Origin of the sequence: Rubinisphaera italica, from assembly GCF_007859715.1 — a bacterium.
GTDB classification, from domain to species: Bacteria; Planctomycetota; Planctomycetia; order Planctomycetales; family Planctomycetaceae; genus Rubinisphaera; species Rubinisphaera italica.
The window spans coordinates 6510706-6532566 of the sequence record NZ_SJPG01000001.1 but is presented as its reverse complement, the minus strand read 5'-3'; the positions used below and the strand labels follow the sequence as shown (position 1 = coordinate 6532566).

General features: G+C 48.1%; 18 protein-coding genes and 1 other RNA gene. 10 read left to right on the top strand and 9 right to left on the bottom strand.

Annotated elements, in window-relative coordinates; all coding sequences use genetic code 11:
- Positions 1–219: 219 nt before the first annotated feature.
- The gene (locus Pan54_RS25030) at positions 220–522 is read right to left on the bottom strand and encodes a hypothetical protein (protein ID WP_146506160.1); all 303 of its coding nucleotides are present in this window, start codon (positions 520–522) and stop codon (positions 220–222) included.
- 503 nt (positions 523–1025) lie between these two features.
- The gene (locus tag Pan54_RS25025; protein WP_146506159.1) at positions 1026–2303 is read right to left on the bottom strand and encodes a HEAT repeat domain-containing protein; all 1278 of its coding nucleotides are present in this window, start codon (positions 2301–2303) and stop codon (positions 1026–1028) included.
- 460 nt (positions 2304–2763) lie between these two features.
- Between Pan54_RS25025 and Pan54_RS25020 the strand changes: the two genes are divergently transcribed.
- Positions 2764–4116: an outer membrane protein assembly factor BamB family protein gene (locus Pan54_RS25020; RefSeq protein WP_146506158.1), complete on the top strand. Its 1353-nt coding sequence runs from the start codon at positions 2764–2766 to the stop codon at positions 4114–4116.
- Between the two features lie 6 nt (positions 4117–4122).
- Here the strand turns inward: Pan54_RS25020 and Pan54_RS25015 are convergent, their stop codons facing one another.
- Positions 4123–4365: a hypothetical protein gene (locus Pan54_RS25015; protein WP_242631424.1), complete on the bottom strand. Its 243-nt coding sequence runs from the start codon at positions 4363–4365 to the stop codon at positions 4123–4125.
- Between the two features lie 1004 nt (positions 4366–5369).
- On the opposite strand from Pan54_RS25015, the gene Pan54_RS25010 reads away from it, so the two are divergent.
- Positions 5370–6482, top strand: a complete 1113-nt coding sequence (locus tag Pan54_RS25010; RefSeq protein ID WP_146506157.1) for a hypothetical protein — start codon at positions 5370–5372, stop codon at positions 6480–6482.
- A gap of 61 nt (positions 6483–6543) precedes the next feature.
- Here Pan54_RS25010 and Pan54_RS25005 read toward each other — a convergent pair whose 3' ends face one another.
- Entirely contained in the window at positions 6544–8151 is a 1608-nt protein-coding gene (locus Pan54_RS25005; RefSeq protein WP_146506156.1) for a hypothetical protein, read from the bottom strand.
- 394 nt (positions 8152–8545) lie between these two features.
- On the opposite strand from Pan54_RS25005, the gene Pan54_RS25000 reads away from it, so the two are divergent.
- From Pan54_RS25000 to Pan54_RS24990, 3 genes are all read left to right on the top strand, one after another.
- Positions 8546–8938, top strand: a complete 393-nt coding sequence (locus Pan54_RS25000) for a hypothetical protein (protein ID WP_146506155.1) — start codon at positions 8546–8548, stop codon at positions 8936–8938.
- A gap of 155 nt (positions 8939–9093) precedes the next feature.
- Positions 9094–11970: a 2-oxoglutarate dehydrogenase E1 component gene (locus tag Pan54_RS24995; RefSeq protein ID WP_146506154.1), complete on the top strand. Its 2877-nt coding sequence runs from the start codon at positions 9094–9096 to the stop codon at positions 11968–11970.
- A gap of 175 nt (positions 11971–12145) precedes the next feature.
- Positions 12146–12580 carry a hypothetical protein gene (locus Pan54_RS24990; protein WP_146506153.1) on the top strand — a complete coding sequence of 145 codons (435 nt, stop codon included), beginning with the start codon at positions 12146–12148 and terminating at the stop codon, positions 12578–12580.
- An 8-nt stretch (positions 12581–12588) separates the two neighbouring features.
- On the opposite strand, the gene Pan54_RS24985 is transcribed toward Pan54_RS24990, so the two are convergent.
- The gene (locus tag Pan54_RS24985) at positions 12589–12858 is read right to left on the bottom strand and encodes an indolepyruvate ferredoxin oxidoreductase subunit alpha (RefSeq protein ID WP_146506152.1); all 270 of its coding nucleotides are present in this window, start codon (positions 12856–12858) and stop codon (positions 12589–12591) included.
- 82 nt (positions 12859–12940) lie between these two features.
- Between Pan54_RS24985 and Pan54_RS24980 the strand changes: the two genes are divergently transcribed.
- Both Pan54_RS24980 and Pan54_RS24975 read left to right on the top strand, forming a co-directional pair.
- Positions 12941–13528 carry an ECF-type sigma factor gene (locus Pan54_RS24980; protein WP_146506151.1) on the top strand — a complete coding sequence of 196 codons (588 nt, stop codon included), beginning with the start codon at positions 12941–12943 and terminating at the stop codon, positions 13526–13528.
- 282 nt (positions 13529–13810) lie between these two features.
- Positions 13811–14821: a serine/threonine protein kinase gene (locus Pan54_RS24975; RefSeq protein WP_165441974.1), complete on the top strand. Its 1011-nt coding sequence runs from the start codon at positions 13811–13813 to the stop codon at positions 14819–14821.
- A 28-nt stretch (positions 14822–14849) separates the two neighbouring features.
- Here Pan54_RS24975 and Pan54_RS24970 read toward each other — a convergent pair whose 3' ends face one another.
- A complete protein-coding gene (locus Pan54_RS24970) occupies positions 14850–15065 on the bottom strand; it encodes a hypothetical protein (protein WP_146506149.1) in 216 nt (71 codons plus the stop codon).
- A 56-nt stretch (positions 15066–15121) separates the two neighbouring features.
- Positions 15122–15501: RNase P RNA component class A (rnpB, locus tag Pan54_RS24965), an RNA gene on the bottom strand.
- 264 nt (positions 15502–15765) lie between these two features.
- Here rnpB and Pan54_RS24960 point away from each other — a divergent pair.
- From Pan54_RS24960 to Pan54_RS24950, 3 genes are all read left to right on the top strand, one after another.
- Positions 15766–16869: a thioredoxin family protein gene (locus tag Pan54_RS24960; protein ID WP_165441973.1), complete on the top strand. Its 1104-nt coding sequence runs from the start codon at positions 15766–15768 to the stop codon at positions 16867–16869.
- A gap of 49 nt (positions 16870–16918) precedes the next feature.
- Positions 16919–17998: a Gfo/Idh/MocA family protein gene (locus Pan54_RS24955; RefSeq protein ID WP_146506147.1), complete on the top strand. Its 1080-nt coding sequence runs from the start codon at positions 16919–16921 to the stop codon at positions 17996–17998.
- Positions 17999–18202: 204 nt separating this feature from the next.
- Positions 18203–19264 carry an exo-alpha-sialidase gene (locus Pan54_RS24950; RefSeq protein WP_146506146.1) on the top strand — a complete coding sequence of 354 codons (1062 nt, stop codon included), beginning with the start codon at positions 18203–18205 and terminating at the stop codon, positions 19262–19264.
- A 63-nt stretch (positions 19265–19327) separates the two neighbouring features.
- Here Pan54_RS24950 and Pan54_RS24945 read toward each other — a convergent pair whose 3' ends face one another.
- Positions 19328–20995, bottom strand: a complete 1668-nt coding sequence (locus Pan54_RS24945; protein ID WP_146506145.1) for a flotillin family protein — start codon at positions 20993–20995, stop codon at positions 19328–19330.
- Positions 20996–21025: 30 nt separating this feature from the next.
- Positions 21026–21709, bottom strand: coding sequence for a hypothetical protein (locus Pan54_RS24940; RefSeq protein ID WP_146506144.1), 684 nt, complete (start codon positions 21707–21709; stop codon positions 21026–21028).
- Positions 21710–21861: the final 152 nt, after the last annotated feature.

Below are 21861 nucleotides of genomic sequence, written 5' to 3'. Positions count from 1 at the left end.
GCCGCCCGCCTTTATCGGGTCTGACGTAGCTTTCTCAAAATCGGACTGCGGTCGCAAAAATCGTGCGAATACGCAGGAGCCGAAGTGAGGAAGGCAAAAGTGAATGAAGCGCACACACCGCATGAGCAGAAAGGATCGAAAACATTTCGATTCCCTCAGTCAGCGGGCCGGACAACGGATTGACGTGGCGTTAAAACCACGCTGTGCGAAAAGGGCTCGTTAAGAGCACATTCCACTGAATGCGGGGGACATCCCCGGCATTCTTCCGTCGCAAGGCTGACACATCGGGTCGAAACAACAGTCATGCAATAAATCATGCTGTTGCTTGCGATCGGGGCGTTGGCGTTTTATGCCGCCGCTCCCAAAACCGCCGGACTTCCGATAAGAGCCCTCGCTAAATAGCCAATGTTCCAGACGATGGCTGAGCGTGAGGGCGCCACGGACGCAGGCAATAACCGATGCATTCACAACTGCTGCTGTGACGGTAACTGTCGCGTTGATATTCGTGGTGATATTAATCATCGTCGCACCTCCTGCGGTCGTGCCGCAGCGTCTGGAAAAGAAGAAAATAGTTTGTTTCGCTAAAAATTCCTCAGTGTTTTCAGGATGTAATCCCTCACATGGGAATCAAAAAGTTATCCTGAAAAAAATCCTTGAGATCCCGGCTCAGCGATCGGGGGAATGATCCCGCTCGATTTGCCTGCAAATCTCCCATACTCCTATGACAATAGTAACGACGGATTGGTTCGCGTGATTTTTAATTTTCCTGATTTTTTCCAAAATTCATCGAAAAATTCGTCAACCTGCGAGAATCATGCGGATTGAATTTGGGGTGGTTGGGGGATATCGGAGCTGGAATTCAATATTTTGCACACATGCATGAACACATATATGCATAATTGGTAAGGCTTTAGGAACTTGAGGTGTTCACTTTGGCACAAATTCCCAATCTCACGCAACAACGGAGCGGCGGAGCCTTGTCGCTGGACTGCGAACAGGTGCTCCTATTCCACACGAATGCAAACTTAAGTATTCTGTGAGAGCAACCATAATTTCCAGGTGCGTTCGTCAAAGCCGAAGTCAACTTCCGTGAGTGACCGGAGAGCCTCGAGCACTTCAGGATTTTGCTGCGCAATATTCACGGTTTCCCAATGAAAAGATTGAGGACCGGGCGGCAGTATGATGTTATCGGGTGACATTGCACCGGTCAGCAAAGCGGCTTCTATATCTGGTGGGAGCAATGAACCTCGACCACCGGAAGAAACTGAACCTCCTGGCCCCATGGAAACACCTGTCGTAGGATTTGGAACCTTGATTCGATAAGAGTGATTCGTGACCAGAGCATCGATCAGTTGGGGGACGGCTTTACTACTGCCCAGGGTTTTCAATCCAGTGGCAGCCCGGCGGACAACCACGTTCTGGCTATCCCTGAGATGTTGTACGAATTCGGTAACTGCAAGAAAGGTCTGGTTTTCCGGGATCTTTTCGATCGCTCGCAGCCGTAATCCACGATCACCATCAAAAACGCCCATTCGCACTAAAGCCGAGATCGCTGAAGAATCGTTGATCTGACTGAGAGTTTCGATATAAAGATTTCTCAGATTCCGATTTTCCTGTTCGCCCAGATGTCTTTGTAGTCCAGGAATGGCAAGCGGATCATCAATGGTGCGAAAATTTTCGAGGGCAATCTCCCGTTGTTTATCGATTCGTCCAGTTAACCAGCTGGCCCACAAACTGGCTTTGGCCATCCATTCATTTTGTCGCTCTCGTTCCTCCTGGGAATGTTCCAGCAATAGTTTTTCTTCAGGAGTGATGTACCGCCCTCGATATCTGACATACCCCTGATCGAGCATGTGCTCTTCCAGAGAGGCCCATTTGCCGTCTCGTTCGACATGCCCCAGTAGACGATGAGCAATTTCGTGTGTTGGATCGAGTGCAAGCATTTTTTTCAAGTGGATTTCCTGCTGACGCTTCAACCGCTGCTCGCGACACCACTCAGCCAACTCCCATTGTGCTTCGACAGTATCAGGAACCAGACGAGACTTTAATTCGTAGGTTTCATACGAAAGAGGACGCCTGGTTTCAAACTCGACATCATTTTTATGCACAGTAATGACTGCACCGGTCACTGTGCGAACGCTTACACGATATCCGATTTCGTTGACGTTCGTTACGATTTTGCCACGCAATTCCCCACCCTGCTTAAGACGAACCAAATCGGCGCGTACCGCGAAAGGCAGTGAAAACATGACCAGCATGATCACACTCAAACGCTTCGAATTATTCAATAGATGATGGAACATGGCAGTTTTGTCCACAATGTGGACGGAAATACGGTCAGACAGCCCGAACTTTCAAGAATTCCTCTGCATTATGCCTTAAAATGACCTTGTGGCAAGGATATTCCTGATCATAGGAGGCTTGAGCCTCAGGTTTGAGAAAATTTACTCAGAATGAATTTTTCAGGTTACTCTGCATCCACTTTCGTATCTAATGGTAATCATCGTCATTTGAGAGTCCTGAAATTGCCAGAGGAGATCCTGAAATTGTGTTTGAACGCACAAATCCCCTCCGAATGCACTTATTGTGTCGGCAAAATCAGGGTCAGAGCCGTAAATCATCCTGATAGAAGCTGGATTCCGAGGAATTCATCGCGTTAAACTTTCAGATCGACGATGTTCAAACAGATGGGGAAATTCTTTTATCCTCATTCGCATATCACAACAATTGAGTTCATCTTCTCTAAGAGTTGGAGTCTTTCCGATGATTCGGAATATAACGATTTTGAGTCTGCTGACAGTATTATCCGTCTGCCCGAGCGCTTCAGCTCAGGTCAGTCTGCTCAATACGAACCCAGTTCCCGCTGCCCGGAATCTGAATCGTTACGGTCTGGAAATTGGTTGGGTTGGTCAGGCGACACTGGAATTCGGACGTGACAAAATCCAACATATTTCGATCGATGAGAGATCGGTTATAGCCATCTCTTCAACCGGAATGGTCACAATGTTCGATGCCGAGACTGGGGATAAAATCTGGGTCAATCGTATTGGAAGAGGCACTCAGGCGACGTTCAAACCCGTAATGAACGATAATGATGTCCTGATTGTTACCGGTATGACTCTGTATTCTCTAGACCGGGCCCGGGGTGATATCAACTGGAATATCACACTGCCACAAATGGCTTCGACGGCTCCCTCAGTCGATGATCAACAAATTTACGTTGGTACGCTAGACGGCAGTGTGTATGCTTTCGATTTAAGAAAGATCCGTCAACTTTATAACGAACGCCTGCTTCCAGATTACTCTCTGGCCACTCAGGCCTGGCGATACAAGACGGCTGAGAAAATCACTTCACCACCAGTTTCCTACGGGCGAGCGGTCAGTTTTGCCAGTCAGGACAAATCGTTATATACCGTCAGTGCGGCTACTCGAAAGTTGCTGTTCCAGTTTGAAACCGATGCTCCGATTTCTGCACCACTCGTCATTCACAACGATTATATGTTTCTGGCATCGGAAGATTTTAACTTTTACTGTCTGAACGCTAAGAATGGACAGGTTCGCTGGTCATTTCTTTCTGGATTGCCCATCCGCAAGTCGCCTTACATTATTGAAGGAACGATTCAGGGCGTAAGAACCGAAGTGGTTTACGTCCTTCCTGAAACAGGGGGACTGTCTGCACTGGATGCTTACAATGGTTTCCCAATCTGGAGTGAACCTCAAAAGCGAGCGGTCGATTTCCGAGCAGCTACTCAAAATTTTGTGTTTGTCACCGATGCAATCAATAATATACTGATTCTCGAACGCAACTTTGGAGAAGTGGTCGGCATGATTCCAGCCACTTCTTTCAAAGTCGACACAAACAATGCCCGAACCGATCGCCTGTTTATGGTACGTGAAAATGGCTTGATCGTCATGATCCGGGAATCGGAGAGCACCTATCCAACCTATTTCAAATATCCCGAGCGACGACCGATCACACCGGAAGTTTATGATCCGGAAATGGATCAACTGGAGGAGGGTGATTCCTCCGCAGTGGTGCCAGGCGAAGGAAACGATGATGGTAGCACGGTGGTCCCCACTGATGACAACGGCACGCTGATCCCCGGAGATCAGTAACAATCCTCAAAAGAGTTCGTCGTCCAGCCGTGGTTTCGGATGAAATCTCGCGGCATCAATGGTGGACCAAATATGAATCACCCATCCCATCCAAATGCACCACAGGAGTCCTGTCAGCACAAAATGGATTAACGCGGTGATCACTCGCCCTTGAATCAGTTGTCCCAATCCAGGTAGAAAAAAGCTGCACAATGCAGCGACCACATTCCCTGTCGATCCTGGCCCCATGGCCATTTCTTCATCTCTCATAACTCAAATATCCCTCGATTAATTGCCTTCTCAAATTATGGAATGCAATTTTGGCAGTGACCAGCAGTCTCGCTTACTTTCTGTAATAACGTGCAAAAATGGTTCCGAGGTCATTCTTTTTCCATTGTAATGTTATGATTCGGAAACTCTCTTGATGTTCAGTGCCCAGAGATAAAACCCAATGGGCCTTAAAAGCGATTCAAAATCTTGACTGCTTTTTTTTCTAACTGAAGTTTTGCAAATTCCAGTAAAACCATAACCCGAGGCGTCCGTGTCACCCCTGTTAAACGGATGACGAAACTAGCGATATTTATGCTCGCAGATCAGTTTTTGATATGAAATAACAGGCATGACTTGATATTTGAGTTTAACTGAATCACGAATCGGAAGCCGCCCCCTCACTGACGCTTCGAGTTAAGATGCTTTGGATAGTTCACACATTGTTTTGGCTATCTTTATGAATTCTGTCGTTTTTAAAAACTTCAGTTAGTAAGATTGGATAGCCTGAATAGTACCGCTATCCGGTTGGACGGAGTCGACAAGTGGCCTTCAAGATGAAGGTTGGAATTTCTATACCGCGTTCGAAATGAAAACCGGAGAAATTCAACAATTTGTAAGAACACAGGTTCGTGCCAGAGATTTAACGGAAAACAATCAAACCCGGGTGGCGGGGGCGCTCTCGAAGAGAAGCCCCCGAATGATTAAACGTCCGGGGGCTTCCGCTAAAGCGGAGCGCCCCCGCCACCCCGGTAGACCTTTTCAGGATGTCTAAGGAAATCCGGTTTCCAATTGGAACAGGGTTTAGAGCATATTCAAAAATCACCTGAAGCGTTCGGCAGGAGCAAACTCAGTGTTTTACGGCCATTTGGAGTCCAAGCGACTGCAGAAACCATTTGAAAATGGTCAAACAGGTTACTTGCAGCTGCGCTGCCCCGAATAATTCTTTCGGGGCTATCTTAATAAAGAACCACTAAAATTCATGAAGAACCAAAAAGATTGGTGCCATGGCGCAGAACAATTCTCGACTCCTGATACCGCTGATTTGGATGAGCATCATCCTGTTGCCTTCAGTGTTATGTGCTCAATCTCCACGCCCTCAAAAACAAGGAGCTGTTGAGAAGAAATTGATTGAATGGTCTGCGGTCGAGCCTGACAGTCGCACAGTACGGAAGTTAGCTGATCAGTTTGAGCGATCACCATTTGATGGATTTGTGTATCGAGCGACTACCAAAACGGGTGAGCAGATGATGTGGCATATCTGGGGAGATCGGAAATACAAAATCGAGGAATTCTCCCACGTAATCGACGATTTTCAATCCACGAACTTTTGGAAATTAACTGATCGCTTTTTACGGGTGAATGTTACCCCGGGTACAGTGGACTGGTTCGATGATAACGCCTGGAGTGTTGTCCTGTGTAATTTTCAGATCGCTGCTCAGCTCGCCAGAGAGACAGGAAGTATTGGAATTCTATTTGATACCGAGCAATACAATATTCGCCTTTTTGACAGTGAGGAAATGCAAAAAACTTATCCCTACAATCCTCGTGAGTACCGAGCAAAACTCAGGCAGCGTGGACGCGAGTGGATTGAGGCGATTAATTCGGAGTATCCTGATATCACCATATTGATGACTTTTGGATATCGTGCCGCTCAACAATCAGAGATTAAAAATTTCCGCGTCGGTAATTATAAATACCTCGCACCATTCCTTGATGGAATCCTGTCAGCCTGCGATGAGCGCACGAAAATTATTGATGGCTGGGAATATGCCTACGGCTACCGGCAGGAATGCCAATTTCGCGATGCACGTCGGGTCATGAAGCATCAGGCCAAAGACTGGACGGCTAATCGTTGCCGTTATGAAAAGCATGTCCAGGCCTCATTTGGTCTCTGGACCGATTATTCACTTCGAGATTATGGTTGGGATCTCAACGAGCATTCAAAGAATTATCACACACCGTTCGAATTTGAAAATCGAGTTCGAGCTGCTCTCCAACATAGCGATCACTACGTCTGGATCTATTCAGGAACACCGAACTGGTGGACTGGCGAGCGGTTACCTGATGAATATATCGAAGCCCTTAAAAAAGCAAAAACAGCAGCACAGGTTGAGTAACCCATGCTGCTGTGTATCACTTATTCGACAAGTCCTCATCGCGTAAGCTTGAGGCCTGACTTTACACCTCAAACATCGTCTGCAACTCCACAATCAACGGAGTGATTTGTGAGCTGAGTCGATTCAGATCATCACGTTCTCTGCCACTAAGTTTGTGGATGTATTCTCCGTTGAGATAATTCCAGCCCCGCACGAGTGTATCGCAACGTGCTCGAACATCTTCTGGCTTGGAGCCTTCTGCCAGATCGTAATGAATATTTCGGGCAAACGCAGTGAATTGCTGGCTCGTGTGCAATCCCTGAATAGAGAACTGACGGTTGTACTGCGGATTAGGCAGAACCTTTCTACTGAATTCTTCCTGCAAATGCTCGCCATAGTTTTCGAGCGAAGCCAGAAGTTGCATAGCCAGGTTTCGATCAAAAACATTCCCAACCTGCAGAGCCTGCTGAATGGAAACCATTGTCTGATCGGTTGTTTTGATCAGTCGCAGAATTTCCCGTTGATTGCATCCACTGTAAGCGGCTTCCAGTTGACGCCATTTCTGATCGACAATTCGGAAATCAACCTGAAGTTGCTGGAGATTGCGATTCTGCGAGATGGATTCTGTCAGTTTTTTGTTGGCGGTATGCAGTTCTGTTGCTGACCTTAATAAAGTGTCTCGAGACTGCATATCCATTAGCTGACGTAAGGTTGTTGTCTGAAACAGTGTTTCGACATCAGCAGTCAAGACGGTCGTCAGTCGAGTGAGTTGAGTGTTATCGATAGGGACATCAATCCAGAGAACTTCGTGCAATTCACGATCGGCTTGTTCGATTCGTTGCAGGCTCCGTTCGAGATAACGGTTATTTAGAGGCCACAACTGAGCCGCAAACGGTCCCCAGAGTTCGTGAAACTTTTGGAATTCGGCAACGGCAACTTCATGAGATTGCTGATATTCGATTGCATTGGCCATGAACCGGACCTGCTGTTCGATCAATCGTCCCTGCACAAGCAATTGACGAGCCTGTTGAGATTGGCCCAATTCAATAGCGATGTCATCGAGCAGACTTTGTAAATCTGCTTTGAGTGTATCGGTCAGTCGGAGGAATTCTCGATTATCGACTTGAGGCGAGACATCGAAAAGCTTGCTCAACTGACTGTCGATTGAATCCATCGTTTTGACGGAATTGCGAGCAGAAACACTCAATCCAATAGTCGACTGCAATCGGTGAGACAGTAGACGCCAGTCACGATCCAGATTGGTAAATTCCTGGCGGATAATGGCCCACTCAGAATTTTGAGCAATCAACTGTTCCAGAATTGTTGCACTGGCCTGAACCTCGAGGGTAGGATTCAATAGAGATCGCATTGAAGGATTTAGCCGCGAATCGGTACTGATGGCGTCGAAAAGTCGAATCGCTTCCTGAGAAAAATTATTCACCAGACGGCGAGTTTCCCGATCCTGTATCGGTGGACGACGATCGACAGGAGGACCATAAAGCTGCTGAGGTTGCTGCTGTTGCTGAACTCCATCCATCCGGCTGTCGATGAGCGACTGCAGCAGATTTTCGAAAAGTTCGCGACGTTGGTTTCCACCCTGCCCCTGAGCGAAAACCGACTCCGGAACCAGTCCAGCAATCATAACGGCAATAATAAGACTGGTCCGAGTACAGACCGCACGAATTCGCATAGCACATCCTCCTTGGGTATTGGAATCTCTTTAAAAGATTCCCTTGTGTCCATTCCTGTCCGATGTTTTTTTAGAACCTGTTTTCGTTGTGATCAGTCATCAATCGAGTGAACAGCTTCGATGCAAGCAGAGTCGCCTGCCTGAAAGAGACGTGAGAGCCCCGCAGGAAGAGAAACGCAGCCACATTCCTGTCGGAGAATCCAACATTAGGCAGCAAACGACAAAACTCCCTTTCACGTCGCTGAGCGTATACTAATTGGCAGCCTCAAACAGCACAAACCATATTTGGACTTCTCTGCAAGAATTTTCACACAGAGCCAGGATCTCGCAAATCAGTACAAATTGGGTATTATGAAAGAAAATGAATGTCTAATCTCGATAGGAAGCTTTGAAAATGCCACAAATTGCCCTGCTGACAGCCCTGTTACTCATCTTGGAAGGCCTTTACGGCTACTTTGGAGCAGCAGCTGATGACCGCAGTATGACTGCTCTGATTCCGTTATTTTTCGGCGTCCCTATTGGAATAAGTGGATTATTTGCCATGAAAGACAGCTATCGCATGCATGCGATGCACGCGGCTGTGAGCTTTGGATTACTGGGCGCGTTCGCCGCGTGGGGACGAACGGTTATGACTGTCGGCAAGATGAGTCAGGGGATGGAGTACAACCAACGAGCCGCGATGATGGTTCTGATTATGGCAATCATTTGCACAGGTTTTGTCATCATGTGCGTCCGATCCTTCATCGCTGCCCGGAAACGTCAACGGGCAGAGAAGGCTGAAGAGTAGTATTCAGTAATTGTGTTTCAAATTGCCGCTGTTCGCACTTGTCGTATTTCGTAAAATTGCGACAATAACCTTCGAACAATAAGAGGTAACATTTCTGGTTTGTTATCGTTATTTGAAACTCAACTATTAAGCCCAGACAGGGCACCAGGCCAAAAATGTCGGCTCACACCGGGGATCAAGCCCCTTCCAACGGCTCTTTGTCTACTTCTGATTTACAGTTCAGCAACGGCAGTTCCCATGTGGATGATAATGCCCAGAGTCTGCTGTATCTCGAAACTCTCTACGAGCAGTATCAGAAATCTCCAGATACACTATCGCCCGAATGGCGTGAGTATTTCGAGAAACTCGATGAGGAGAGCAAGCAGGATGCCGGGCAGACACTGCGTCCTCAGCGGAAGCCGTTCTCGATCTTCAATCCTCCCTCTATGTCCGAAGGGGGCTTGCGACGCCCGCAACGCATGGAAGTTGCAGGACGCCAGGAGCGGCTCGATCAGCTGATCCGCAATTATCGAGTGCGAGGACATATTCTTTCTGAAGTCGATCCGCTCGGCAAAAAACGTGGGAATCCACCAGAACTCAAGCCTGAGTTTTATGGTTTCACCGAAGAAGATATGGACCGTCGCTTTTCCACAAGCTGGATGGGCGGTCCGGAAGTGCGAACTCTTCGCCAGATTGTTCAGTGGCTCAAAACGACCTACTGCCGTTCCATCGGCGTGCAATTCATGCACATCGACAGCCTGCGCGTCCGTCAATGGCTGCAGACTCGCATGGAAACGACTGGCAACCGTATCAAACTGACTCGCGACGAGCAGGTCCGTATCCTCAAACGACTCAGTAATGCCGTGCTGTTTGAACAATTTGTGCAGAAGAAGTTCATCGGCGAAAAGAGCTTCTCGCTCGAAGGAGCAGAGACTTTGATTCCGCTGCTCGATATGGCCATCGAAAAAGCGGGCAATGAAGGAACCAAAGAAATCGTGATCGGAATGGCCCATCGTGGTCGCCTGAACGTGCTCGCCAATATTCTGCACAAAAGCTACCGACAAATTTTTCGCGAATTCGTCGATGCCGACCCTGAATTGCACATCGGACGAGGCGATGTGAAATATCATCTTGGCTATTCCAGTGACTGGCTGACCTCAAAAGGGAATAGCGTCCACTTGTCGCTCTGCTTCAACCCGAGTCACCTCGAGTTCATTAACCCTGTAGCACAGGGGCGAATGCGTGCCAAAATGGATCGCTTCCGGGACGTCAAACACCAGGAGGGCCTCGTTGTTCTGATTCATGGTGATGCCGCATTCATTGGAGAAGGTGTGACTCAGGAAACGCTCAACATGAGTGAACTGAATGGCTATTCCGTTGGCGGAACATTGCATGTTGTGGTCAATAATCAAATTGGCTTTACAACGACTCAGGAGCAGGCTCGCTCCAGTACCTACGCGACCGATATCGCCAAAATGCTGCAGATTCCAATTTTCCACGTCAATGGGGAAGATCCCGAAGCGGTCGCACAGGCGGTCAATCTGGCACTCGAATTCCGCAAAACGTACCACCGTGATGTCGTCATCGATATGTACTGCCTCCGCAGACATGGTCACAATGAAAGTGATGAACCAGAATTCACTCAGCCATTGATGTACCACGACATTAAGAAGCATCCGACTGTGTTTGAAAGCTATTTCGACCAGTTGATTCGTATGCGTGGAATTACTCGTGAGGAAGGCGAGGAAATCGTCGAACAGCGACGCCTTGTGCTTGAAGATGAGCTCAAAGCCGCAAAGCAGGACTCCTACATTCGCTGCCTGGAATATTATGGAGGTTACTGGTACGGCTACCGTGGTGGCTCGGTCTCAGAAGCGGACACCATCCAGACTAATGTTCACATGGATGAACTCAGTCGGGTGATGAATGTGCTCACCGACTACCCGGAAGGGTTTCACCCGCACCGAAAGCTGGTTCGTCTCCTCGAACAGCGTCGGGAAATGGGCCGTGGCGAAAAAGAACTCGACTGGGCCGCTGCCGAACTGCTTGCCTTTGGAACCTCGATCTCTGAAGGTCGGCCATTCCGTATGACCGGACAGGATGTTGAACGCGGAACGTTCAGTCAGCGTCATGCCGTGCTGCACGATGTGCAGGATGGTTCGATCTACTCACCTCTTAAGCAACTTGCTGCAGTGGATGGACTGGTCGAATTGCACAACAGTCCGCTTTCGGAAATCGGTGTCCTCGGATTTGAATACGGTTACAGTCTGGATTGCCCGGAAGGATTGATCATCTGGGAAGCTCAGTTTGGTGACTTCTGCAATGCCGCCCAGGTTATTATCGATCAGTTCATCGCGAGCACTGAAGACAAATGGGAGCGTCTCAGTGGACTGATTATGATGCTGCCACACGGCTTCGAAGGTCAGGGACCGGAGCATTCCAGCGGACGACTCGAACGCTTCCTCATGCTGGCAGCCGAAGACAACATTCAGATCGTTAATCTGACAACACCGGCCCAGCACTTCCATTGCCTCCGCAGACAAGCGTTACGCAAATGGAAAAAGCCTCTGATCATGATGACTCCTAAAAGTTTACTGCGGCTTCCAAAATGTACGTCTGATATCAGCGAACTCGTTCAGGGACAATTTGAACCCGTCCTTGACGATAAGACGATTTCTGATCCTCAATCGGTCACCCGCATTCTGCTCTGTTCCGGCAAGATCTACTACGATTTGCTCAAAGCCCGCGAAGAGCAGGAACGGCCCGATGTCGCAATCGTTCGCCTCGAAGAACTTTATCCTTTGCCGTACGTGAAGCTGCAGGAAGTCTTCGCTCGTTATCCGGCGGGAACTGAAGTTCGCTGGGTGCAGGAAGAGCCGGAAAACATGGGAGCCAGCCGCTTCCTGAAAGCGCACTTCGGACAATCGTTCTTTGACGAATACCCATTCCGATCCATCGAACGCCACGCCTCGGCCAGTCCGGCGACCGGCAGCAAGAAAAGCCATCAGGTCGAGCAACACTCACTCATGGAAGCGGCGTTCGCCAAGTATTAAAACACTGACAACCTGTAGGTCAGGCAATGCCTGACGATATCGACCTGGAATTCAATATTGCGTAAACTTCGCAAAACCAACCTGGGATAAAATAAAACCAAATACAAGCTCTCCGATTCTTTGACAGGAATCAGTAAACAAACGAACAAATACAAACTTCAAGGAGTGAAGTAACATGGCGAATGGAGACACCCTCACCCTCTGGGTCGGCGGCACCCTGTTCGGACTCGGCTGCGGGTTGATGATTGCCCGTTCGATTCCCGCTGTCGAACAAACGGCTCCTGCCAAAGCTATCATGAGCAAAGCTGCGACCATCGAGCCCGCAGGACATTTGTCAGACCCGGCAATCGCTCCCACTCCTCAAACACTGGAACGCTCCGGATTCTACCCAAGAAACGTCGGACAGAAAATCGAACCACCACGCCTCCTCCCCCCGGGCAACGCCATGCCCGTCTCCGAAGCCCAATCTCAACCCGCCCAACCAGAATACAGCAGCACCAGCACCCCCGACTTCCGCAAAGAACTCGAAGCCAGTTCGCAGGAACTGCCGAAGGAAGCGCTGGATGAACTGACGAAGATTCGGGATTTGATTGAAAGTGGGGATGAATAGTTACCGATTCATTCTGCCCGTCGAATCTCAGTGATCATGGGAGACTTTTGCGACATGGTGGCATTCATTTCGATATAGTGCTGCCATTGCTGCGGAACTTCATGATCAGGAAAGATTGCTTCAACCGGGCAAGCCGATATACACGCATCGCAATCGATGCAAGTTTCGGGATCGATAAACAGCATATCGTCCCCTTCCCGAAAACTATCAGTGGGGCAATCTTCAACACAGTCTGTGAATTTGCATCCTCGACACGGTTCAGTAATAACGTAGGCCATGTTATTTTCCATCTAAGAGTCTAATACTGATTCATTCAGGTAATGCCGCTCTGTTCAAAAAAGCGGACATGGAAAATTAAAAATGGCTACAGATTTCGAAAAATGGCCGTCAGAGGAACTATTTGATCGTTTTCAGAAAGGTCAGGATGAAGCTGCCGAGGTTCTGTTTACTCGTTATATGCTACGACTTACAGCTCTGGCTCGGGTGAAACTGGCAGTTCGTCTTCAGCAGCAAACCGATCCTGAAGATATTTCGATGTCCGTCTGGAAAAGCTTCTTCGCTGGAACTCAGGCAGGACGATTCTCAATTTCTCGAAGTGGTGATCTCTGGAAACTACTCGTAGGAATTACATTGAGAAAGGTTTATCGAGAATCCCGCAGGCAACTTTCTGATAAGCGGAATGTCAATCAGGAAAGAACACTTGACGTTGCTGACAATATTCAGGAATCACTCTCATCGCAGGAACCCTCGGCTGAAGAGTCGCTTGCCTTAATTGACACCATGGAGATCGTTTGTAATCAGTTAACGCCAATCCAACAGAAAATTTTTGAACAACGCCTTCAGGGATTACAGATTGCGGCAATTGCTGACAACCTGCAAAAATCCGAACGAACGATCCGACGACAATTGGAAACGATTAAACGATTGCTGACGCATTACCTGGACTGAAAAATGAGCAGACAATCAGAGATTGAAGATCTGCTTTCTTCTTTTGAAGAGAATTGGACCTCCGAATCAATCACAAAATTCAATATTCCGTACTCTAAGTTTCATTCCTGGCAATCTGTTGATGTTGAATATCTCGCAAGAGAACTGATTGGAATTGATTTTGAATTGCGATTAAAAAACTCTGGGCAATCTGGAGAGTTCAAAGAACTGCCCTCAGTCATCCAGTTCTATCGGAATTACTTCAGTGCATTTATTGACACCCGAAAACTCACATTACTTCTATTGAGTGAAGCAATCAGAGATTCGAAAAACTCAGGTCGAGAATATGATTTTCGACCTTACATAAAGGAATTTGGCAAAGAGCTGAACAAATTCCAGGAATCCATCGAACAGGAATATCTGAGTGAAATTGAACCTCATCTATCTTCGTTTGAAACTCATAACTCTCAAAGCAATGCAAACGAATTCAACGTGGACTGGTCACGATATAAATTAGTAAGACTGATCGGCACAGGCAGTCATGCGAAAGTTTATTTCGCGACTGATTTCGAAACTGGTGAGCATGTCGCTGTGAAGTTCTTACGGAAGCAATTTCAACAGAACGCAGCAAGAATTGAAGCCTTTATCAATGAAGCACAAATCCTCAAAAACTTCCACCATGAAAATGTGATCAATATTCGTGGACTTGGTCAAATTCCGAGCGGGGGACTATTCATTGTCTTAGACTGGATTTCCGGTAGATCACTTCACGAACAGCTGGAATCTCAAGAGTTCGTTTCAGAATTCCAGATCAGAAAGTGGATTCACCAAGTCTGTATGGGATTACAGCACATTCACAGTCGGGGTATCATTCATTGCGATTTGAAACCTGCAAACATACTGTTGAATGTTGAAAACCAAATTTTGATTACAGATTTTGGTTTCGCCAAATATTTAAATGACGACTTTCGACAAGCCAGGAATATCCAAGGGACCGTGAGTTTCATGGCGCCTGAACAGATTGATCAGCTATGGGGAAGAATTTGTCCTGCTACTGATATTTATGCTGTTGGAGTCATCCTCTATTTATTTCTGACAAGACGATTACCATTCATAAGTGAGACATTTGAAGAAATTGCTCTCGCAAAATTATCATCAGAACCAATTACAGACCCTCGGGAATTGAATTCTACTATTTCCGAATCCATCGCAAGTATTTGTATGAAATGCCTTCAATCAGAACCTACTTTTCGTTTTGAATCGGCTGCTCAATTAATAAATGCAATAGATCCAATCAGTTACAACTCAAACTGATTGAGATTCAAGAGTTGCAGTGTCGTTGTCAATAATTCCTGTTGTGACATTTCTTCAACTGTTCCAGGTACAGGGCATGCAATTCCTGTTCATTCAATTCGGGATGGCGATGTCTCAGTCCTGCTTTGAATAGTTCTCGACTGCGTTCCGTGAGCATAAACGCCTGTTGTAATCGCTCGTAGGGAGATTTCTTTCGAAGAATCTCCAGATACTTTTCCTGGTTTGGACGTGGTTTGAGATCCATCACGATGACTTAACAAAACTTTCTGAAATAATACTGCATCGATAAGAATCATACAAAAACGGAGTGAGTCTGTAAGCCGGGTTTTGTCGTGGACGGTCATTTCTCTGGGAGGACTGTTGCCAGTCCCCTCGACGCGATCGACCCGAGAGTCGGACGGTTCGGAAAAACCGTGCGGCGAGCCGCTTCTCTCTGCTTGATCTTGCTCCCGGTGGGGTTTACCAAGCCGGTATGGTCACCCATCCCGCTGGTGCGCTCTTACCGCACCGTTTCACCCTTACCTGTGCCCCGACATTTTCATGCCAGGGCCATCGGCGGTCTGTTCTCTGCTGCACTTTCCCTATTCTCACGAACGGTGGGCGTTACCCACCACCGTCTCCTATGGAGCCCGGACTTTCCTCCAGCAACCGAAGTCACCAGCGACCGCCCGACTCACTCCGCTCTTGAATTGTAATCACTCATGGAGTGGAGACATAACCAGTTCACAATCGGTTCTCTGAATTCAATCATTTTGGGTGGCACGACACAGAACGTAGTGATCGGCGTGGCGAATTCAGATCCCCACACTTTGAATCCCATTAAACTACTTTTTGAGATGTTGCAGTATTACTTGTTTGTCAGGTGAACAATATCCATGTATTGTGAGAGTGCTCAGCGATCGCATTGATCAATGGAATTTGTCAAATCACGAATGGAACAGTCCATGAGAAATCTCTTTTACGTTCTAATCGCCTTACTGGGAGTTTCTTTCTTTCAGGTGACCGGTCAGGCGGATACAGTTCGAAATTTGAATGAACTCAAAGCACAAATGACGCAACTCGGCAAGCCGGCTCTGGTCATTGCCGGGGCGGACTGGTGCGTTTACTGTCGGGAAATGTCTCAGGAACTGGCGACTTCTCCAGGACTGCAACCTCTTCAGAAGAATTTTGCAATTCTTAAAATCGATGTTGATACTCCCGTCTGGGATATTGCCAAACGCGTTTTTGAATTTGATGGCACTGGCGTTCCAGCAGTCTTTGTTTTCCGAGCCGATGGCGAAAAACTCTATTCTGCCAGTGGTAAACCTTCCGATATGGAAGGGTTTCTGAAACGCTACCTCGACAAATCCGGACGAATCCTCACAACAACCGAAGCCCGTAATTTGAGCCGGGATCTCACGAAGATTCAAGGTCTACTGAAAAAGGACGATCTGGCAGGAGCAATCGAAATTGCGATGCCATACGAGTTCAAAGACTGCTACGCTCAAACAGCGAAGACCATGATGGATGTCAAAAGTCAGATTGAAGTTCTGGTCACCGATCAAATTGCGAAGCTCGATGAAAAGCTGAAAGAGACCCCAGTCGATTTTGCCGCTGTTATTGAGCTCGTTCAATTGAAGCAAACCTGTCAAACCTCGCGGGAACTGTTGGCGAAAATTCAGCTGATTGAGGAAACATTGACTGCACAGGAAGCGAATCAAAAGTTGATTGCTCAAGCCGAGCAATTGCTTTCTGCGGATCAGTTACGGGAAGACCGCAAACGGGGCGAAGCGGCTGACATCTACAAAGAACTGATTCAGCAATATCCTGACACTGCTGTGGCAGCATTGGCTCAGGAACGTTTGGGAAATCGCGAGACAACTCCTGCCAAGCCTTCAATGCCTGCTAAAACGGAATCAGGAGACCCCAAAAAAGCAGCTGCTTATCTGCGTCTGGCGAAACAATTACTTGAAATCAAATCTCCCAAGGCGAATGAGTATTTGCAGAAAGCAATCGACGAAGCTCCTGAAAGTGAAGCCGCCGGTGAGGCAAGGGAATTGATCAAGTAACAGTGACTAATCACCCAAACCTACAAACCATACTTGAAATTGGTGTCGTATGCTTGAATCGAATCGACGAACCTTTCTTAGGACTTCAGCGGCTACTTTACTGGCCAGTCCAGTTATTTCGCTGGCAGGCAACTCTAATCGTCCCCCTATCAAAGTCGGTCAGATCGGCACGAAGCATGCCCACGCGGGCGGAAAGATGGCGACCTTCCGCAAATTCCCCGAACTGTTTGAAGTCGTCGGTGTTGTTGAAAACGATCCGCAGCAACGGAACCGAATGCAATCCACAGATGATTACAGGGGCCTGACATGGTTGTCCGAAACGGAACTGCTGTCGATTTCCGATGTGCAGGGAATTGCCGTCGAAACCGAGATTGACGATCTGCTCCCCGTCGCCGAAAAATGTATTCAGGCGGGAAAGCATATTCATCTCGATAAACCAGCAGGAACTTCGCTCGAACATTTTCGCAGGATCTGTCGTGCAGCCGATGAAAAACAATTAATGATTCAAATGGGTTACATGTATCGCAGTAACCCGGCTTTTCAGTTTCTGTTCAAAGCGGTAAGAGCAGGCTGGCTGGGAGACGTGCATCAGGTTCATTGCGAGATGAGCAAAAAAGTGAATGATGCGACTCGCGCGGATCTGGCTCAGTACCCCGGTGGTTCTATGTTCGAACTGGGTTGCCACATTATTGATGCTGTGGTGACGGTTCTGGGACCTCCTGATCGTGTGACAGCTTTCAATAAAAATACACGCCCAGAGTACGACAACCTGATGGATAACTGTCTGGCGGTTTTTGAATATCCCAAGGCGACAGCGACCATTCGCAGTTCCGTCGTCGAAGTTGAAGGAGGCCGGCGACGACAGTTCATCGCCTGTGGCAGCAAGGGGACAATCAAAATCGAACCTCTGGAACCTCATCAACTTCTGTTGACTCTTGAAGCTGATACGGAAGGATTTAAAAAAGGGACGCATCGAATCGACCTGCCGAAATCAACCGGTCGATATGATGGCGACCTTCAACATTTTGCAGCCGTCATTCGCGGAGAAGTCCCCGCCCTCTACACCACAATACATGACCTGGCCGTCCAGGAAGCGTTATTGAAAGCCAGTGAGATGCCACTGACTTAGAACTCCTCACAATAATGAAATTGAATTCATTCTGGGCGTTATTAATAGCCGGGTGGCGGGGGCGCTCTCGAAGAGAAGCCCCCGAAGCGTTGAACTTCCGGGGGCTTCCGCTGACGCGGAGCGCCCCCGCCACCCCAGATTATTTTGACATAAGATAGGTTATGTTAGCGATTTTTAAACTCTGAAAACAAAAGGATTGATTCTATGCGTTTGATTCAGAAATACGAACATCTCTCAATTCGTATGCTCCTGTTAACTTGTTTGACAGTCACTCTGATCGGTACAGATTCCATAGCGGCAGAGGACAAGTCCCTCAAATATGAAGTTCGGAAAATCTGGGATCAGGCCAATCACAATGCCTTTACGGGCCTTGTGAGGTTCGACGATCAATTCTTCTGTACCTTCCGTGAAGGGACTGGGCATGTACCGGGAGAGAATGGCCGCGATGGTGAGATTCGCGTGCTGACTTCTGCCGACGGTCAGCAGTGGAAATCATTTGCATTGATCTCAGAGAATGAAGTTGATTTGCGCGATCCGAAATTATCAGTCACACCGGATGGACACCTCATGCTGCTGATTGGCGGTTCGTATTATGAGGGAACAAAAATCCTCAAACGGGAACCTCGCGTTTGCTTTCTGGAATCAGGCAGCCAGACATTTTCCACATTGACTCCCATCAGAATGGATCCTGCCATCCGGACGAATTTCGACTGGCTGTGGCGCGTCACCTGGCATGAGAATACGGGTTATGGAATCATGTATCAGAGCAATCAGGCGGGCGTAAAGTATGGACTGCATCTGGTGAAGACAAGTGATGGCATCAGTTATGAGAATGTGAAAAGTTTTGAAATTGAGGATTCCCCCAATGAAGCCACGCTTCGATTTCTCGATGATGGCACGATGGTGATGCTGCTTCGTCGCGAAAAAGGGAAAGCATTGGGCATCATCGGAAACGCCAAAGCTCCCTACACAGAATGGACACTCAAAGAACTCGATCATCGACTGGGAGGCCCCGATTTTATCGTACTTGAGAATGGAAAACTGATCGCCGGTACGCGGAAGTATCAAGGACCAGCCAAAACGATTCTGGCAGAAGTCGATTTGCAGGGACACTTCAAAGAACTGATCGAATTCCCCAGCGGAGGCGACACCAGCTATCCGGGATTCGTCACCTATGATGGTCAACTCTGGATGACCTACTACTCCAGCCACGAAGGAAAGACTTCGATCTATCTGGCGACAATCCCCCTGAATGAACTTAATTGATGTCAACAAAAAAGACCACATGATTACTCATGTGGTCTTCAGGAAATTCTTTGGGTAACGTCTTTACGTCGTCTCGCTATTCTTCTTCTCTTTTTTGTTACCATTCTCGGCTTTGGCAACATTCTTCGAATCATCGGGTTTGATGCGGTTTTCGACGACTGGTTCAGCCTCACCGTTTTCGCCTGTCATCTTTACGAATGTTTCCGGCAATTCGACGCCGCCGATATCTTTCATGACCTGCAGCATGGGGGGCAATGTGCGGGACATGCCCTGCAGGAAGTTGGAGACGTTTGTCGAGTCTCCCTTGCCGGAGCCATTGTCCCAGACGACGACTTTGTCGAACTTGATATTCGAAATTGCCTTGGCGGACGCATCGGCCAGATTGTCGAGGTGTTCGAGGAGCAGCATCTGGAAGGCTTCTTTGGAGCCGCCGCAGGCACTGATGATTTCCCGTAAACCTTCCCCCTTCTTGGCAAGCATTTCATACTGTCCGCGAGCCTCGGCTTCGAGTTTGGCGAAGATCGCAGCGGCCTCGGCATCGGCATCCAGTTTCCGTTTGGCTGCAGCCGCTTCGGCATCGACGATTGTACGAGCTTTCTCTGCTTTCGCAGGAGCTTCGAGCTTGGCACGCTGCTCAGCTTCCACTTTTTCCGCTTCTGCGATCGCAGCTTTGGCCATCGCTCGGTTTTGTGCTTCCAGAACAAAGGCTTCGGCTTCTTTTTCGCGGGTTTTGGCTCGTTCGTAGGCTTCCGCCTTTTTCACTTGTAAGGTCGCTTGAGCCTCAGCAACTTCGGCATCAGCGACCGCTTCTCCTGTATAAGCATTGGCATTCGCATTCGCGACTGCGACACGTTTCTGGCGATTCGCATCGGCGACCAAAGTTTCCTGTTCGTAGAGCGCTTTCTGCTTACCGTATTCTTCTTCCTTGGAGAGTTCAGCAACACGAACCGTTTTTTCCCGGTCGGCTTCACGGATCCCGATTTCCTGCTCTCGACGAGCATTGGCAACCTGGATCAATTTATCACGATCGGCTGCGACAACTCGGACTTCCCCGAGTTTTTCCTGCTCGGCCACATCCCCGCGTGCTTTCTGAACGGCTTCCGATGCAGCCTTCTGTCCAATTGCTTCGATATAACCAGACTCATCGGTGATGTCGGTGATGTTCACGTTAATCAGCACGAGACCGATTTTTCGCAGTTCCGGTTCGAGTGAGTTCTGGATACTGCTCAGGAACTGTTCGCGGTCACGGTTAATATCTTCGATCAGCATCGATGCAATCACCTGACGCATCTGACCAAAGATCATATCTTCAGCCTGTTTCTTCACCTGCTGGGAATTCAACCCGAGCAATCGAATGGCCGCATTTTGCATCAATTGAGGTTCGGTACCGATGGCGACCGTGAAGACTGAAGGCACATTCACGCGAATGTTTTCACTGGACAACGCATCCTTGAGTGGAACTTCAATTTGAATCGGTTCCAAAGAAAGATAAGCATAATCCTGGATGATCGGCCATACGATTTGTCCACCTCCGTGGACTGTTGTGGCCGACTGCCCTTTATCAACCTGACCATAAATCACCAGTATTTTATTACTGGGACACCGCTTGTAACGACTGGCTAGAAACAGCCCAATTCCAAAAATAGCGGCTGCTGCCACGAAAATCGACATTGCGATTTCCGGATTGACATAATCAAGAATTGCAGCAAGAGAAACAGTATTACCTAACATATGTGAACCTCATCGATTCGAATTTGAACGCTATGCCGAATTGGCTGGAGAACGATTAACGGCGGAGACAGAGACTTCTGATACGACTTCAACGGTATCCTCCGAGATAACATTTGTGACCACAATGGGAGTGCCGGTTTTTAGTTGCTCTCCCTGCGTGATTGCTCGATACTCCATTGTTCGATTCGCAACTGAAACTGTCACTTTACCTGGTCCAGTGTTGTTTTCGGGAATCGTTAAATAAACGGTTCCTGTGCAACCCTTTGCAGCAGAGATGCGTACGGTTCCATCGGCCTTGAGTTGATATAACTTCTTGAAACTCCAGCCGACCATATACAACATGCCAAATCCGGCCAGCGCTGCGACGGCGAAAGCCTGCCCCGGTGGCAAATGCTCACTTACACCCCGACCTGTCAATCCGAAAACTGCAGTCGCGGCGACCAGCGAGCGAAAAGTAACGATACCGACAAACCAGCCATCTGAATGCGTGAGAGAATGATGATCGAAATCAACCTCGGCATCTCTAAGTCCAACAGCAGCATCTTCACCCAATTCGGGAGCTTCCAACTCTGGAACGTCCAAATCCGGCACATCCAGATCGGGTGCGTCAAAATCGAGATCGCCACTGCCATCCAGGCCGATTAACAGCATGACAAACTGGACGGCGAAAATCGTGCCCCCCAGAACCGCACACCAAGTAAATAGACTTTCCATCCGATGACCTCACAAGACAAGTACAAAGAGATACTGATGTATCTCACGTCATCAACGGGGAAAGATCAACAACGGTTCATGGAAAAAGAAGGTTTTTAGAAAATTCATGCTGGCGAGCCCTCGTGATGATTCGAGGAGTGTTTTCAATTGTG